Source organism: Enterococcus sp. DIV1375a, from assembly GCF_051712205.1.
Taxonomy (GTDB): domain Bacteria; phylum Bacillota; class Bacilli; order Lactobacillales; family Enterococcaceae; genus Enterococcus; species Enterococcus faecalis.
In genome coordinates, this window is sequence record NZ_JBIOOM010000002.1 from 21,286 (window position 1) to 36,820 (window position 15,535).

Below are 15,535 nucleotides of genomic sequence, written 5' to 3' on the forward strand. Positions count from 1 at the left end.
TTAGAAAAAAGGGAATTTCCAGTGAAATTAAACAACGTTGTTAGTAAAAAATAAACTATCAAGCATACTCTTGTTTTAAGAAATTTCTGTTACAGTCGTTAAGGTCCGTCAGGTTTAGCTAAGAAGCTTACTTGAATTTTTACAAAATATTTTGATTAAGTAGAATTTTATCATAAATTTATTTCATATAACATATTTACTTTTGTAATAAAAATCATTTCTTTATTGAAAGATAAAATAAAGTTATATACAATAAGTATGTATTTTACAAGAAGTTTTTTCATAATGAAAGAGCGTTCTTTATATTCTAATCGGTGATAGAGTTGCTTTTACGGCAACTCTATTATTTTTTCTTAAAATAACCCTTCTTACTCTAGGAGCCCTGGGCCCATGTTACACCCAACCATTAACAATAATTTTCCCAATTTCTTTTGAAGCTTTATTCTAGTCTACCCAACATTTTGCTTATTACAATGCACATTTTACCCTTTCAACTAAAAATACTTGTAAAAACCCTATGTCCAAATAACAATATTCAAGACTACGAAAAACCAAAAAATTTTATACATAAAAGCTACAGTGTGTTCTTCTTTTCGCTTTAGATACTCGTCTCTTCATTTTGGATTATATTTTCTTTTCTTCAAAAATTTATATGTATGATAAGAATGACTTTCTTTTTCATTAGCTGTCACCTCAATTTTTTACTTCTATATTGTCTATCAAATACACGTTTATACTTTTTACCACAACTTTTACATTTGTATTCTGTTTGTTTCCAACAAATACGTTCCGTTAACGTGCCACAATCACAAGAAGTATACTCAACCAAAACACTTTCATCTTTGTTAACTATTTCAATTTTATTTATCATGAAGGCAACAACTAAAAATTAAGGGATTACTCTATGCATTTTAATTGATACCATACATTAATATTGAGAAATTAGTTGTTACCTATTAATATTTTATCAAGATTTCATCTTTGGATAGATGTCAATAAAGTAGACACAAAAAGAGAAGATACTTAAAGACATTCAAAGTACAGAGCCTCCTTTTCATTTGGTGTAAGCATATCTAAGGTGCCATGAGGAGAGGACGTTTGGTGTTATAGAATCCTTCAATGTAAGCGAAACAAGCTAACCGTACTTCTTCGATTGAATGAAATGAACGGCGGTTTAATTCTTCTTTTTTCATATATTTAAAAAAAGCTTCGGTGACAGCGTTATCCCACGGATAACCTGGTTTAGAAAGAGAATGGACAATCGGATGATTCTCTATAAACTTTCTAAATTCTAAAGAGGTATATTGAGAACCTTGATCTGTATGAAAAAGCACCGAATTCATTGGTTTTCGAGAGTGAATGGCTTTGTCTACTGTTTGAGTGGCTAGTCTTGTATTCATTGTTGCTCCTACGGTCCAAGCAATTACTTTTCTAGAATATAAGTCTAAAATGACACACAAATACACAAATGTTTTCTTCCCGATGGGGATATAAGAAAAATCACTTGTCCAAACTTGGTTTGGAGCAGGTGGATTGAACGCTTGTTTTAGATGATTTGGGCGTGTCAAAGAAACCTTATTTTTCTTTTTTTTGAAAACAGGTTTTATTGTAGACATTTTTGGTAGGTTCATTGATTTCATCAAGCGATAAACTCGGCCAATACTAATTGAAATGCCATAATCACGCAAAAGAATTCGGCGTATCTTTGCAGCGCCAAGACGTTTTTGAGAAGAAGTATAAATTTCTAAAATTATTTTTCTTAAGCGTTGATTTTCTTTTGTTCTTGGGGCTACTTTTCCAGAAAAGCGTTTGTAATAGGTGGAACGATTGACTTTGAGTACGCGACAGAGTGTAACAATACTGTGTTCATATCGAAGAATGTGTATGGCTTTTAATCGTTCGTCAAACGAGGCGTGAATATGGCAATCGCTTTTTTTAGGATTAAATTTTCCTCCTCGAGCTGCGCATTTCGTTTTTGTAGCTGTTTGATCTGACGAGCCGTAAGGATCGTGTCATCGTCAATTTTTACTTCAGAATATTGTTTGACCCAACGAGCAATTGAAGAAAGAGCAATGCCGTACTCTTTAGATAAAGCATTTTGAGTTTTACCACTTTCGTGAAGTTTCACAATGGATTTTTTAAACTCTTCATCAAATTTACGTGGTGATTTTCTGTTGTTTCCCATATTAAAAAGTCCTTTCAAAATTTGTGTCTATTTATTTAAGAGTATATCAAAAAATGTGTCCACTTTATTAGGATACATGCAACTATATGTACAACAAGTTATTTTTATATTGAGAAAGAGAACGAGTGGAAAGATACCATCCACCAGAGTTTAGAAGAAAAACATTATTTGTTACCAGAAAAAGTAAATGGAAAGTTTGGTCCAATTATAAAGATTCAAGATAGGCTAAAAAAAGAAGGACCTTCTTTTATTGTTACTTTTAATATAGAAAACAGGACAAAAAGGGCAATATTTCCCAAATTTTATTTAACAGGAGAGCTTCGAGGAAAAGAAGTAAAAATATTCAAGTTGTTAATGATATCTATCTAAATAAACAAAAACAGTTCAAAAAGCTCGCAGATAATGCTATTGATTTGTATCAAGTGGACTTCTTGTATTCAGGAGAGTTAAGCGGAATTACAACTGATAATCAAAAAGTACGTGTCAATCAAGATGGAACAGAGTTGTTTGTAAATGATAAGAAAATAGAAGGAGAAGTTCACAAATGAGTGGCATTCTTTTTGCCTGTGGCTTACTAGTTGGTCTTTTCTTAAGTGTATGCTTAAGTTATCTAGCTTTACACGTTGAGTAACATAGTATTTTTTGACAGTGAAGTTCACTGTTTTTACTTATAATAATTGAGAAAATTTTAGGAGGAACTTTATGGGAAGTATTTTTAAAGCTGAAGGAAAAGCTTTGGCAGTGAGAGAAACAGATGTAAAACTTTATTATGATGAAAATAATTATCTTTTTCGGATTTCACTTTTACCGAATAAAGTGTTGGAATTTCAGAAGAACGGCTTGTTGAAGCCAGATCAGTTGAGGGCATATACCCAGATAATTTTGATACATTCAGGCAAGTGTTTGCCGATTCCAATTGTGCAAGGAAGCCACGGTGTTTGGAAAGATTTATTTGGATTTGACGTACCAAAATAAAGAAACGAAAATTAAACAAGTGGCACCTGAAAGTAAAAAATTAGAAGGAGAAGGTATCATGGCGTATCAATGCAATCAGTTTTATCTATTTGATTATAACTCATTATGGACGGAACCTTATTGGCCAGATTTGTATGTACCCACAGACAAAAATCAAAGAGAGTATTCTTTAGTTTTGTGTTTTAAAACAAATAAAGGATACATTATAGGAGAATTTGCCGATCCTGAAGAATTACTACTTAACCAAGTTAAAGATCAAGCAATGGAAGTTTATTCCTTTGACGTCTTGATACCTATCAAGGAGAATCACCCTTTTGCATTTTACTTTAAACCTACTTTTTCAAAACAGACACTGGTAAACTTTTTTAAGAAAGTCCCGCAGTTAACCAAGTATATAACACAAATAAACGACTTGCTTTAAACAGAATTTTAAAAAAATTTTATAATGTGTTAAAAAAGTTTTCACAAACAGATGTATATACTTCTGTTTGGTAAGAAAAAAATGAAATAAATGGAGGAAAAGTCATGAAGAAAACAAGTAAATTATTGTCTGCATTATTAGTTGTTAGCCAAGTATTTGGCTATACACCAGCAGTTTTTGCAAATGAAGAACCTACGTCGCCAACGCTTTCTTCAGAATCTGCGACGGTTCAAGAAGAAAGTAATGGAGGACAAACAGAAGAAACTGTTGATTCTACACCAGAAACAACGCCAGAAGATCCATCAACAGATTCTTCCACGGAAGAACAACCAACTACACCTGAGCAACCAGTGGAACCAGAAACACCTACGGTGCCAGATTCAAGCAAACCAGAAACGACACCCGTAGAACCAGAACAAAAACCAGAAGAAAATCAGCCTGTGGAAGAGTCTAAGCCAACGGATTCTACAACGACACAAACACCACAAAAGCCGACAGAAACGCCGACGAATCAGCCAAATGTGTACACTCAATCTGGTGTCTCTACTAATACAGAAACAAGCACCACAAATCAAGGAACAGCAGCACCTGTTGTAGACGAAGTCAAAGAATACCACCAAGCCCCATCAGCTCCTATTCAAGAGTTAGTGCCAGAAAGTACGCTTTCTTCAGATGGAACAATTCATTTCGAAAAAAACGAAAGTGTGGAACAATTTATTCAAAAAATTGGAGAAGCAGCTAGAAAAGTGGGGCAAGAAAATGATTTGTATGCTTCCGTTATGATTGCCCAAGCGATTTTAGAATCTGCTAGTGGTCAAAGTTTACTGTCAAAAGCACCAAATTATAATTTGTTTGGCATTAAAGGCACACATAATGGAAAAGGAGTCTCTTTTGCGACACGAGAGGATTTAGGCAATGGAACACTTTATACTACCCAAGCAACCTTTAGACAATATCAGAGCTATGAAGAGAGCCTAAAAGACTATGCGAAACTCTTAAAAGAAGGGTTGGCAGGGAATGCTTCTTTTTATGAAGGTGTCTGGAAAAGTAAAGCGAAAACCTATCAAGAAGCTACTCAGTATTTGACAGGACGTTATGCGACAGATAGTCAATACAATCAGAAATTAAATGGTTTAATTGAAACCTACGATTTAACCATGTATGATCATCCGAAAGCGACAGTAGAAATGACAGAATCTGATTTTCCAGCGTATAACGGGGAAAACTATGATACGGCAAACAGCTATGCGTGGGGGAATTGTACGCAATATGTCTATAATCGAATCACGCAATTAGGCAAACACATTGATTTAACGATGGGCAATGGAAAAGATTGGGGAGTGACTGGCCAAACTCGAGGGTATGAAGTGAGTCGCACACCACAAGCAGGAACAGCTGTTTCTTTCCCTGCGGGTGTGTTGGGTGCAGACCCAGTGTATGGACATGTGGCATTTGTCGAAAAAGTGAATCAAGACGGTTCTATTTACATTTCAGAAATGAATGTACAAGGCTTAAACGTCGTATCTACTCGTACAATTGCAGCAACTCAAACGAGCATGTTAAGTTATATCATGCCGAAATAATTATGAGAGAAACAACCTTATGATTGTATAAGGTTGTTTCTTTTTGTAAGAAGATATATTTATGTTAGGAGGGGTAGTTAGTGGAAAGAATTTTTCGAATCTATGATCCTTCTTTCTTAGACAAATTGTTTAGCGAAGCAAGTAACCAATATAGGTATTGTCGATTTAGTGTTCCTATGCTTGTTTCTTGATTCGTTTGAGTGTAGATAAAGAAATTTCTGTTTTCTTTTCTACTTCCCGCATACTGTTTGTTTCCATTAACTCGAGTGCATGTTTGTATTTATCATTCAGAACTCTTTTAGGACGTCCTTCTCGATAGTTCTTATTATTGGCCCGATGCCACTGTTTTCCTTCTTGCGTTCGTGTCACGATTAAATCTCTTTCAAATTGTGCAAAGCTCCCTAACATGTTCATCATCAATGTTTGCATAGAATCACTTTTATTTGGCTCAAAGGTTAGGGCATTATCTAAGAAGGTGATAGTCACTCCTGAATTATTTAAAGAAGAGATAATCGAATTTAAATCAACAATACTTCTAGCCAGCCGATCAATTTTCGTCACTAAAACTTTATCGCCAGTTTTTACAATAGAAAGTAGTTCTTCTAATTCTTTCCTTCCTTCTTTTTTTGTTCCCGTATATTTTTCACTGAAGATTTTTTCTGCTCCAGCTTGTTCTAGTTTTTGAATCTGGGTTTTGTAATCTTGATTACTAGTACTTACCCTTGAATAACCATAAATGGCCAATTTTTCCTCACCTTTTCTGAACATAAGTTTTTGACACTTGATAATTCCAAGTATAGCATGAAAAAACAAAGAGGTCAAAAACTTTTAAGTTTTTGAACCCAACGAATTAATTCTAAAACATCTAATGTCGATTATATAACTAAATTACACTAAGTTAATTAAATATAGTATATAATCATTTAAAACTATTTAATTTTTTAGTATAATAAACAATAAGAGGTGATTTTATGTTAACCACAAAATCTAGAAAACAAGGAAGTTCTGTAGTATTGACATTACCATCTAATGACGGACAGAAACCAAAAGCAGACCAAGAATATATAGTGATGTATTCTGATGATGGGACAATTACGTTAGTCCCTAAATTACAAGGTCCATTTAGTGGTGGATCAGAAGGGGAGTACTACGAAAAAGATGAATGGCATGACATTGAACCTGGAGGGAGAGAATTATTTTAATGAGTGCCGAAAAGAAATATATTCCTAAAAAGGGCGATATTGTATGGATAGATTTCGATCCTTCAGCTGGAAAAGAAATACAGAAAAGACGTCCAGGTCTAGTAGTTTCTAGATATGAGTTTAATAGAAAGACAATGTTTGCAGTAATTTGTCCCATAACTTCTACAATTAAAAATATGCCAACTCATTATACATTACCTGATGAAATGGAAACTCATGGACAAGTCGTTATTTCCCAATTAAAATCTTTAGATTTTACAGAAAGAAAGTTAAGCCAAATAGAACATTTACCATTAAAGGATATGGCTAAAATAGATCAAATCATTGAATACATTTTTTAACTATAAGGTAGGAACACCTCCGGTGTATTGAAAGGCATTAGTTAAGCAACGAAATAGAGTAGTTTGAGAACGATCAAAAGTTAGCTCTAAGTACTTAATTCTGGAATATCCTAAAACGTAAAGAAAGATATTACAAAAAATAACTTCGCCGAATTTATTGACTAATTTTAGATCTTCTTTCCAATCAACTTGAGCAGATAAACCAAGAGATGTTTCAACACGAATCGTTGCTTTTTGTATTTTATTTGCTCGGATATTTCGACAATATCTTCTTAGTGTTCGTGCACTTTCACGATAGCTACGTTTAGAAATAAAATGATAAATAGCAGAAGAACAGCCTAAAGTTAATTTGGCAGCGATAATATCTTCAAAATCACTAACCAAAGTTTTTTTATTTTTATTCTTTTGAGCAAGTAAAGGCAATTTATTACTTATTCCAGCTTCATAATAACGTTTTCTGTACGATAATCGCAATTGTATTATTTAGCTAGAGTAGCATAATTAGGTTTTGTATGAGTCATAAAGAAAGGTAACACTCCTTCATAAATATCTTTTCTCAATACACTTTCCTCCTTGAATAAAATAACACAAGGAAAGCGTACCAGATGACGCATAAACCTACATTTTAACTTGGTCATTTACAATATTAAGCTTTGGTATGTTTATCATTACATTGATTAAGTTGATTGTGGACTTGCTTAAAAATAATAAAAAGAAATAACCGTCTACTTTAGCGAGAGAACGATTATTTCTTAAAATACTCTAAGTTTGCTACCGTCTTAAACAGTTCTACATTGGAGAGTTGTGTTAGTACACAGTTCTCTTATCATTTATAATATAGCATATTCTAAAAAAACTACTAAACAATTAAGGAACAACAATCTATTATAGATGTGTGCTTTTTTTTACCTAGATAAATAAAATGGTTAACCGTTTTCCGCCAGCTAACCATTTAGATAGATTTGTAAAGAAGTAATTTGTGCTTCCTATAAGTCCTTTATAACATGTTACTACATAGGATTCAAATAGTTTTTCATTTATAGATACTGTCTATGTGTTTTGATTAATTGAGTGACTGAATTTATCTGTTTCCGTTTTGAATTTACTTAGTTGTTTTTAATGCTTTATCAAAAATGTTTATTTTTTTTGTGTTTTCAAAAATTTTTTAGAATCACAAACTGGATAGTTATGATAAATTACGTCTGTAATTTTAATTTACAAAATAACCTAGGAAAGGAACATGTGTAATGAAATCTATCAACTTATTAGGCGCTACTCTATTAGCTTCTACGGCGCTTCTAGGGGCAGGAAATGTGTTTGCGAATGATTCTACACCTGATCCAAATTCGGCGTCTACTCCAGTAGAAGTGACTCTTAGTCCGCGTGATGTCACCGATGAGGTGCCAAAACCACCGATTCCTGAGCCAGACAATCCAAACAACCCTGGCGGAGGCGATAATAATACCACCATTACAGGACCATTTGGTATTGCATACGCTCCTGCTAAATTAGTGCAGAAAGAACAAACCGTTGAATTAGGAAAATCTGCTAATCAAATGGTTAACTTAAAATCTAGTAAAGGAGATACTGTAACTAACCTAAACGTCGGGGTTCGAGACGAAACTGCTAAAACAGGAAGACACTGGACGTTAAGCGCTCAATTACAATGGACAGGTTCTCCTTTAGCAGGATCATCTATTGAAGCTCAAGGTACAGGGAACGTAACTGAGAATATTTCTGGAAGGTTAAACAGTACAGATAAAATTAATAACGATGTAACAGGTAGTCTATCCATTGGAACAGACGCTCCAACAGACATTATGACGGCGAAAAATGATAAAGTTATGTCCGGAACATATAACTATCAATTTAAAATGCCTCAATTAAAAATTGCAGATCCTACTGTTGTTGCAGCAGGGACGTACACAGGAAATATTGTCTGGAACTTGTCTAACGCAATGTAAGTTTAATCTAAACCTAAAGGGGAATGTAGAAGCATTTTCTATTTCTTGCAACAGCCAACAGAAGGATGCTTTGTTGGCTGTTTTACATATATTAATAAAAAGGGCACTAAATAAATATTAGAAAGGATTTTAGTTTATGAAAAAATGGGTTTTATGTGGCATGTGTTTGATTAGTCTATTTGTTGGGAATAAAAATGCCTTGGCGGAAGAAACGTCCTCTTCTTCTAGTCAATTAGCAGGAGGCTATACCATTGAAGGGGTTCCTAATGAGCATCAATTAGATAAAAATGTAAGTTACTTTTATTTAAAAGAAAATCCGGGGGATAAAGATCAGGTTAAAGTAAAACTAACCAATGATTCTTCTGAAGAAAAAACGTTAGAAGTAAAAGTAACAAATGCAAATACAAACGCAAACGGGTTAATTGATTATACCGGTCAGTTAAAAGACCATCGGTCTTTAAAATATCCGTTGACATCAATGGCAAAAGCTACTCAAAAAGAAGTAAAAGTTCCGGCCAAAAGTAGTGTAGAAACAGCGATTGATATTCAGATGCCTAAACAAACGTTACCTGGGGTAACGATAGGAGGGATTACTGTTTCTGAAAAGCAATCAGAGAAGAAGAAACAAAACGAATTATCTATAGGAAATGTATATACCTATACAATAGGGTTGGTCGTAACGAATGAATCGGTAGTAGAACCTAAAAAGAATGTATCGGTGGCCTTAGATCACGTAGGGGCTGTTTTATTTGATGGACGTAAGATGGTTCAGGCAGATATTTTGAATCCCAATCCGTATATGTTTACGGATGCGACAGTGAAAGGCAAAATTTATGAAAAAGGCGCAACCAAAGCGTTGAAAGAACAAGAGAAATCCAATGTAAGTATTGCTCCTTACTCAGTGTATCCGTTTCAGTTTGATTGGGAAAAAGAAGAGTTAAAAGCAGGCACCTATGTTTTTAAAGGAACGGTGGAAGCGAATGGAAAAACTTGGAATTTTGACCAAGAATTTGATATTTCAGCGGAAAAGGCAAAAACAATTAATCACGACGCCGTCGTTAAAATTTATATTCCTAGCTGGCTAACGTATAGTTCTTATGGGTTAAGTGTGGTAAGTATTTTAGGTACCATATATTTATTTTTACGAAGAAAAAAATAAAAAGGATGTGTAAATAGAAAATGATGAAGAAATTAGTGATTGGAAGTCTGTTAGGGAGCTTTATGTTTCTAAATAGTGCGTGTCCTGTTTTTGCGGAAGAAACCAAGCTCTCAACAGGCAATACCCCAATATCTATTACACTGGTACGCCCCATTTCTTCTGGCGCATTGCCAGGACATGAAGGGGAAGCATCAGAAACGCCGGTTTATAATCCCATTGTGAAACCTACTACGTCACAACGTTTGCCAAAGACAAATGAACAAAGAACGATGTTCTTCTCTTTTTTAGGTTTTTTACTGGTTGGCTGTAGTTATCTGCTTTATTACTTTAAAAACAGAAAGGAGGAGGAATAATGTATACTCCTGCAATTTGTTTATTGGTAACGGGTATGATATTACTTATTTTGAATAGTTATCTCTTTTTTAGAGACTATAAAGAACAACTTTCATATCCTCCGCAAAAAAAGAAAAATTTATATTTAAATGGGGTAGTTCTTTTAGAAACAATGGGTGTCATTGTATTAGGCGTAGTCTACTTATTTATGATTAATAATCAGCTGTAAGCTAAAGGAAAAATTAGAAAGGAAGAGAAAGTTGAAAGTATTAAGTGGTATTTTATCTACAGTTCTTTTAGGAAACCTGTTTATAGCGCCGGCAGTATTAGCAGTAGAAGAACCGGCGGATAAAACGGTTCCAACAGAAGAAGTAAATCAAATTATAGATGAAGCAACTGGGCAGTCAACGATTGAAAAATTAGAAGACTCCCAACAAGAAACGATGCCAGAAGAGACAAACACTTCTACATCAGAGACAGAAGCCGTACAAGAAGCAACAGAGTCTTCAACAACTGAAACACAGACGCAACAGGAAACAACAAATTCGACAACAGAAGCCACTGAAGCTTCCACTACCGATCCCCAGACACAACAAGAAGCAACAACAGAGGTTAAAGCCTCCGCTGAACAAAACTGGAGTGCCACATGGAATGCGACGACTCAAAGATATACATTAACCCAGTATATAGGGACAGATCCAGCGGTGGTTGTGCCTAATGAATATAAAGGAGCCCCTACGGAGATAAATTGTGCCGCAGGTATTCCGACCCAAAACATAACTCAAGCTAGTGTAACGTCAATTACCTTTTCAAATGAAAATGGAAAAAAAGTAAAAGCGGTGGATTCTACAGGAGAAGCTGATTTTCGTATGACTGTTCATTCTTCCTTAACTTTTTTTGACGGCTCAGGGTTAGACATTTACTTGTGATCGTGGAACTGAATTTCTAAACCGCATATATACGAGTATTATCGAAAAGTTAGGTGTAAAAATATATCTAGCTCATCCATATAGTCCTCATGAACGTGGTTCTAATGAGAATCATAATGGTTTATTGCGTGAATATTTTCCAAAAGGAACAACATTTACTAAGATCTCTCAAGAAGACTTAGATTTGGCTGCTCAGGCTATTAATAAACGGCCACGTAAAATTCATTGTTGGAAATCAGTTGAGCATGTGTTTAAAAAAGAACTTAAAAAATTACGGACGGTTTAATAGTAGTTATATGATGTCGCATTTGCATAGTGTTTAAATCGATGAATTTTAGTTACTTAGTTAGTTATTTAAATATTGGAAAAACGTTATTAAATAAATGTTTTTGTGTCGCGTTTGATGTTATAATTCAGCTCATTTACACTACTTTGAATAATATATCTTATGTTAACTAGAATAAATTAGACGGATATCAATAGCAAACGCAACATTTTAATGAAATATTATAATACACTGTTGCTGGGTATATATACTTCGTTTCCTTTAAATTTTAACACCTCTCTGATTCGCTACTAAGGGTCATAAAGGTGTATTTTGCTGCATCCAGTGAGCGTTACAAGGTACTTTTTTCTTCTCTCTTTATGGAAGCAATTTTCCAATCCACTAAACGTTCCCGCTTGTTAATGACACTACCTCAAAACTAACTTTTAGCTTAACAAAACAAATTTAAATTATTTGAGAATGTAAAAATTAAAGCTAGGAGGCACTGGAACAACTACTGCTATTTTTGCTTAGTTATTCCAGTGCCCTTAGCCCATATACTGATTTCTATTTCAAATAATCATATTTTTCAATGCAATTAATTTAGTGTATTGCTCAAATTCCAAACAATCTTTCCATCATACTTTCCTGCTGCGACATCTTTAGGTTGGTTAATTCTTAAAGAAACTCCTCCTAAACTGTAATCGTAAATTGCATCATGGGTAACCGAACCATTTGCACTCATTATTGGTTTCGGAATACTACCAATCACCACATTTGAATAGCCAGTTACCTCACTAGTTGGACAATCTGTTAAATTACTTTCTTGGTTCATTTGACCGTTAGTACTATTCTTTTTAACCGCTCCCCCTGTTGTCTGTATTTCTGCTGTTAACGGGGTCCCTGTCCATTGCAACTGCGCTGATAATGTCCATCCTCCTAATTGATTTCTTCTATCTCTCACTGCTACATGAAAGTTTCCTGGAATCGCAATACTTTGAACATCTGTTTCATTAGACAATTTCCCTTGTACACTGAATGCTTTTGGTACATAACTAATTCCATATTCACTTGAAGGCAATACATTTTGATCCCCATCTCCTGGGGCAGTTATATCAAACAGATATTTTGCTTGATAAACGTGCTCTTTTACTAACTCTTCACTAGTAGTGATCTTATCTCCATCCCATCTTAAAAACTTGGCAGTAGAATCTACTACTGTAGGTTTTAACTCTTTTTTAAAAGCTTCAAATGAGGCAACCTCTAGTTTTTTTGGATCCTTTTCTAACATGTTAAAATAATACTTTTCTTTAGTTTCGGCCGTTCCAAAATACCCATTATTTCCCGCAACGAATTTTGGGCCTCCAGGATAGCGATTTTTTGTAGTCCCTTGTATCAATCGGTCATCATTTCCTAAAATTACTAAGGGCGCTTTTCCATTATCTATAGAGAACATATTAGAAATATCAGCTGCTGTAGAAGGAATATTCCAATTCCTTGCATCAAAAAATTGTAAATTAATACAGTTTTTAAACATATTATATCCAAAACTTACGGAACTCAGATCAAAATTACTTACATCTAAACTTTTTAAAGACGAACAGCCCGCGAACATACTATCTACAAGTTCTACGTGACTCATATCAAAATTACTTACATCTAAACTTTTTAAAGACGAACAGCCCTCGAACATCTCACTTGTATTCCATACTTTTTTTGTATTAAAACTACTTACATCTAAACTTTTTAAAGATGAACAGTCACCAAACATAGCATACATAGTTTCTATATTGCTTGTATCCCAATTTTCTAGACCTTTAATTGTAGTTAGCTGCCTATCATAACAAAAGGCCATGTGCAAACTATCAATACCAGAAATATCTAAGCCAGAACCATCAAAATATCTCAAAGAAGAATGATCTCTCATAGTAAAATCAGTGTATCCACGAACCGTAGGTTCTAATTTTACTTTTTTTCCATTTTCATTTGAAAATGTAATTGATGTTACACTAGATTTCTTTACTTTTTGGCATAAAATTCCGTTGTCACACCTTATCTCCGTTGGCTTCCCATTATATTCATTAGGTACGACAATCGCAGGATCTGTACCTAGATACTGTTCTAGGCGATATCTTTGAGACCATGGATCCCATGTAGCATACCAGTTTTGTTCAGCTGTTGCTTTAGCTTCTGGCATCGCTTCTTTAGAAGTGGCTTCTGTTGTCGAATTTGTTGTTTCCTGTTGCGTCTGTGTTTCAGTTGTTGAAGACTCTGTTGCTTCTTGTACGGCTTCTGTCTCTGATGTAGAAGTGTTTGTCTCTTCTGGCATCGTTTCTTGTTGGGAGTCTTCTAATTTTTCAATCGTTGACTGCCCAGTTGCTTCATCTATAATTTGATTTACTTCTTCTGTTGGAACCGTTTTATCCGCCGGTTCTTCTACTGCTAATACTGCCGGCGCTATAAACAGGTTTCCTAAAAGAACTGTAGATAAAATACCACTTAATACTTTCAACTTTCTCTTCCTTTCTAATTTTTTCCTTTAGCTTACAGCTGATTATTAATCATAAATAAGTAGACTACGCCTAATACAATGACACCCATTGTTTCTAAAAGAACTACCCCATTTAAATATAAATTTTTCTTTTTTTGCGGAGGATATGAAAGTTGTTCTTTATAGTCTCTAAAAAAGAGATAACTATTCAAAATAAGTAATATCATACCCGTTACCAATAAACAAATTGCAGGAGTATACATTATTCCTCCTCCTTTCTGTTTTTAAAGTAATAAAGCAGATAACTACAGCCAACCAGTAAAAAACCTAAAAAAGAGAAGAACATCGTTCTTTGTTCATTTGTCTTTGGCAAACGTTGTGACGTAGTAGGTTTCACAATGGGACTATAAACCGGCGTTTCTGATGCTTCCCCTTCATGTCCTGGCAATGCGCCAGAAGAAATGGGGCGTACCAGTGTAATAGATATTGGGGTATTGCCTGTTGAGAGCTTGGTTTCTTCCGCAAAAACAGGACACGCACTATTTAGAAACATAAAGCTCCCTAACAGACTTCCAATCACTAATTTCTTCATCATTTTCTATTTACACATCCTTTTTATTTTTTTCTTCGTAAAAATAAATATATGGTACCTAAAATACTTACCACACTTAACCCATAAGAACTATACGTTAGCCAGCTAGGAATATAAATTTTAACGACGGCGTCGTGATTAATTGTTTTTGCCTTTTCCGCTGAAATATCAAATTCTTGGTCAAAATTCCAAGTTTTTCCATTCGCTTCCACCGTTCCTTTAAAAACATAGGTGCCTGCTTTTAACTCTTCTTTTTCCCAATCAAACTGAAACGGATACACTGAGTAAGGAGCAATACTTACATTGGATTTCTCTTGTTCTTTCAACGCTTTGGTTGCGCCTTTTTCATAAATTTTGCCTTTCACTGTCGCATCCGTAAACATATACGGATTGGGATTCAAAATATCTGCCTGAACCATCTTACGTCCATCAAATAAAACAGCCCCTACGTGATCTAAGGCCACCGATACATTCTTTTTAGGTTCTACTACCGATTCATTCGTTACGACCAACCCTATCGTATAGGTATATACATTTCCTATAGATAATTCGTTTTGTTTCTTCTTCTCTGATTGCTTTTCAGAAACAGTAATCCCTCCTATCGTTACCCCAGGTAACGTTTGTTTAGGCATCTGAATATCAATCGCTGTTTCTACACTACTTTTGGCCGGAACTTTTACTTCTTTTTGAGTAGCTTTTGCCATTGATGTCAACGGATATTTTAAAGACCGATGGTCTTTTAACTGACCGGTATAATCAATTAACCCGTTTGCGTTTGTATTTGCATTTGTTACTTTTACTTCTAACGTTTTTTCTTCAGAAGAATCATTGGTTAGTTTTACTTTAACCTGATCTTTATCCCACGGATTTTCTTTTAAATAAAAGTAACTTACATTTTTATCTAATTGATGCTCATTAGGAACCCCTTCAATGGTATAGCCTCCTGCTAATTGACTAGAAGAAGAGGACGTTTCTTCTGCCAAGGCATTTTTATTCCCAACAAATAGACTAATCAAACACATGCCACATAAAACCCATTTTTTCATAAACTAAAATCCTTTCTAATATTTATTTAGTGCCCTTTTTATTAATATA

At 34.4% G+C, this 15,535-nt stretch carries 18 protein-coding genes and 1 pseudogene; 12 read left to right on the plus strand and 7 right to left on the minus strand.

Translation table 11 applies throughout. From position 1 onward, the window contains the following. Positions 1–1,023: 1,023 nt before the first annotated feature. Positions 1,024–2,185 (minus strand): annotated as a pseudogene (locus IGJ63_RS13330) (IS3 family transposase). Positions 2,186–2,887: 702 nt separating this feature from the next. Between IGJ63_RS13330 and IGJ63_RS13335 the strand changes: the two are divergent. From IGJ63_RS13335 to IGJ63_RS13345, 3 genes are all read left to right on the plus strand, one after another. Next, a complete protein-coding gene (locus IGJ63_RS13335) occupies positions 2,888–3,160 on the plus strand; it encodes a hypothetical protein (protein WP_438746683.1) in 273 nt (90 codons plus the stop codon). After that, on the plus strand, positions 3,120–3,581 hold the full coding sequence (locus IGJ63_RS13340; protein ID WP_438746685.1) for a hypothetical protein: 462 nt from the start codon (positions 3,120–3,122) through the stop codon (positions 3,579–3,581). The genes IGJ63_RS13335 and IGJ63_RS13340 overlap by 41 nt, the downstream gene beginning before the upstream one ends. A 104-nt stretch (positions 3,582–3,685) precedes the next feature. Next, entirely contained in the window at positions 3,686–5,164 is a 1,479-nt protein-coding gene (locus IGJ63_RS13345) for a glucosaminidase domain-containing protein (protein WP_438746688.1), read from the plus strand. A 174-nt stretch (positions 5,165–5,338) separates the two neighbouring features. On the opposite strand, the gene IGJ63_RS13350 is transcribed toward IGJ63_RS13345, so the two are convergent. Continuing rightward, positions 5,339–5,932: a recombinase family protein gene (locus tag IGJ63_RS13350; protein WP_438746690.1), complete on the minus strand. Its 594-nt coding sequence runs from the start codon at positions 5,930–5,932 to the stop codon at positions 5,339–5,341. A gap of 203 nt (positions 5,933–6,135) precedes the next feature. Between IGJ63_RS13350 and mazE the strand changes: the two genes are divergently transcribed. Together mazE and IGJ63_RS13360 are read left to right on the plus strand one after the other, a co-directional pair. Further along, the gene (gene mazE / locus IGJ63_RS13355) at positions 6,136–6,366 is read left to right on the plus strand and encodes a type II toxin-antitoxin system PemI/MazE family antitoxin (RefSeq protein ID WP_438746692.1); all 231 of its coding nucleotides are present in this window, start codon (positions 6,136–6,138) and stop codon (positions 6,364–6,366) included. Then, positions 6,366–6,707 carry a type II toxin-antitoxin system PemK/MazF family toxin gene (locus IGJ63_RS13360; protein WP_438746694.1) on the plus strand — a complete coding sequence of 114 codons (342 nt, stop codon included), beginning with the start codon at positions 6,366–6,368 and terminating at the stop codon, positions 6,705–6,707. The genes mazE and IGJ63_RS13360 overlap by 1 nt, the downstream gene beginning before the upstream one ends. On the opposite strand, the gene IGJ63_RS13365 is transcribed toward IGJ63_RS13360, so the two are convergent. Beyond that, positions 6,708–7,130, minus strand: coding sequence for a hypothetical protein (locus IGJ63_RS13365; protein ID WP_438746696.1), 423 nt, complete (start codon positions 7,128–7,130; stop codon positions 6,708–6,710). A 220-nt stretch (positions 7,131–7,350) separates the two neighbouring features. On the opposite strand from IGJ63_RS13365, the gene IGJ63_RS13370 reads away from it, so the two are divergent. The 7 genes from IGJ63_RS13370 to IGJ63_RS13400 all read left to right on the plus strand — a co-directional run bounded on the left by IGJ63_RS13370 (position 7,351) and on the right by IGJ63_RS13400 (position 11,378). Continuing rightward, entirely contained in the window at positions 7,351–7,428 is a 78-nt protein-coding gene (locus IGJ63_RS13370) for a putative holin-like toxin (protein WP_407027211.1), read from the plus strand. 526 nt (positions 7,429–7,954) lie between these two features. Further along, entirely contained in the window at positions 7,955–8,671 is a 717-nt protein-coding gene (locus IGJ63_RS13375; RefSeq protein ID WP_438746016.1) for a WxL domain-containing protein, read from the plus strand. 136 nt (positions 8,672–8,807) lie between these two features. After that, on the plus strand, positions 8,808–9,830 hold the full coding sequence (locus IGJ63_RS13380; RefSeq protein WP_438746698.1) for a DUF916 and DUF3324 domain-containing protein: 1,023 nt from the start codon (positions 8,808–8,810) through the stop codon (positions 9,828–9,830). Between the two features lie 20 nt (positions 9,831–9,850). Next, positions 9,851–10,183, plus strand: a complete 333-nt coding sequence (locus IGJ63_RS13385; protein WP_438746700.1) for an LPXTG cell wall anchor domain-containing protein — start codon at positions 9,851–9,853, stop codon at positions 10,181–10,183. Further along, positions 10,183–10,392: a hypothetical protein gene (locus tag IGJ63_RS13390; protein ID WP_070363810.1), complete on the plus strand. Its 210-nt coding sequence runs from the start codon at positions 10,183–10,185 to the stop codon at positions 10,390–10,392. The genes IGJ63_RS13385 and IGJ63_RS13390 overlap by 1 nt, the downstream gene beginning before the upstream one ends. Positions 10,393–10,423: 31 nt before the next feature. After that, on the plus strand, positions 10,424–11,092 hold the full coding sequence (locus IGJ63_RS13395) for a hypothetical protein (protein ID WP_438746702.1): 669 nt from the start codon (positions 10,424–10,426) through the stop codon (positions 11,090–11,092). A 40-nt stretch (positions 11,093–11,132) separates the two neighbouring features. Beyond that, entirely contained in the window at positions 11,133–11,378 is a 246-nt protein-coding gene (locus IGJ63_RS13400; RefSeq protein WP_438746724.1) for an IS30 family transposase, read from the plus strand. 577 nt (positions 11,379–11,955) lie between these two features. On the opposite strand, the gene IGJ63_RS13405 is transcribed toward IGJ63_RS13400, so the two are convergent. Genes IGJ63_RS13405 through IGJ63_RS13420 form a run of 4 tightly spaced genes read right to left on the minus strand, consistent with a single transcriptional unit; the run spans position 11,956 to position 15,486 of the window. Further along, positions 11,956–13,869, minus strand: a complete 1,914-nt coding sequence (locus IGJ63_RS13405) for a BspA family leucine-rich repeat surface protein (RefSeq protein ID WP_438746704.1) — start codon at positions 13,867–13,869, stop codon at positions 11,956–11,958. A 32-nt stretch (positions 13,870–13,901) separates the two neighbouring features. Continuing rightward, a complete protein-coding gene (locus IGJ63_RS13410) occupies positions 13,902–14,111 on the minus strand; it encodes a hypothetical protein (RefSeq protein WP_070363810.1) in 210 nt (69 codons plus the stop codon). Beyond that, positions 14,111–14,443: an LPXTG cell wall anchor domain-containing protein gene (locus tag IGJ63_RS13415; RefSeq protein ID WP_227301284.1), complete on the minus strand. Its 333-nt coding sequence runs from the start codon at positions 14,441–14,443 to the stop codon at positions 14,111–14,113. The genes IGJ63_RS13410 and IGJ63_RS13415 overlap by 1 nt, the downstream gene beginning before the upstream one ends. A 20-nt stretch (positions 14,444–14,463) precedes the next feature. After that, entirely contained in the window at positions 14,464–15,486 is a 1,023-nt protein-coding gene (locus IGJ63_RS13420; protein ID WP_438746018.1) for a DUF916 and DUF3324 domain-containing protein, read from the minus strand. Positions 15,487–15,535: the final 49 nt, after the last annotated feature.

Excerpts from the sequence above, each read along its gene's own strand:
- IGJ63_RS13335 (WP_438746683.1), top strand. The coding sequence starts at position 2,888 with ATGGGAAGTATTTTTAAAGCTGAAGGAAAAGCTTTGGCAGTGAGAGAA.
- IGJ63_RS13345 (WP_438746688.1), top strand. The coding sequence starts at position 3,686 with ATGAAGAAAACAAGTAAATTATTGTCTGCATTATTAGTTGTTAGCCAA.
- IGJ63_RS13350 (WP_438746690.1), bottom strand. The coding sequence starts at position 5,932 with ATGTTCAGAAAAGGTGAGGAAAAATTGGCCATTTATGGTTATTCAAGG.
- mazE (WP_438746692.1), top strand. The coding sequence starts at position 6,136 with ATGTTAACCACAAAATCTAGAAAACAAGGAAGTTCTGTAGTATTGACA.
- IGJ63_RS13360 (WP_438746694.1), top strand. The coding sequence starts at position 6,366 with ATGAGTGCCGAAAAGAAATATATTCCTAAAAAGGGCGATATTGTATGG.
- IGJ63_RS13375 (WP_438746016.1), top strand. The coding sequence starts at position 7,955 with ATGAAATCTATCAACTTATTAGGCGCTACTCTATTAGCTTCTACGGCG.
- IGJ63_RS13380 (WP_438746698.1), top strand. The coding sequence starts at position 8,808 with ATGAAAAAATGGGTTTTATGTGGCATGTGTTTGATTAGTCTATTTGTT.
- IGJ63_RS13385 (WP_438746700.1), top strand. The coding sequence starts at position 9,851 with ATGATGAAGAAATTAGTGATTGGAAGTCTGTTAGGGAGCTTTATGTTT.
- IGJ63_RS13390 (WP_070363810.1), top strand. The coding sequence starts at position 10,183 with ATGTATACTCCTGCAATTTGTTTATTGGTAACGGGTATGATATTACTT.
- IGJ63_RS13410 (WP_070363810.1), bottom strand. The coding sequence starts at position 14,111 with ATGTATACTCCTGCAATTTGTTTATTGGTAACGGGTATGATATTACTT.
- IGJ63_RS13415 (WP_227301284.1), bottom strand. The coding sequence starts at position 14,443 with ATGATGAAGAAATTAGTGATTGGAAGTCTGTTAGGGAGCTTTATGTTT.
- IGJ63_RS13420 (WP_438746018.1), bottom strand. The coding sequence starts at position 15,486 with ATGAAAAAATGGGTTTTATGTGGCATGTGTTTGATTAGTCTATTTGTT.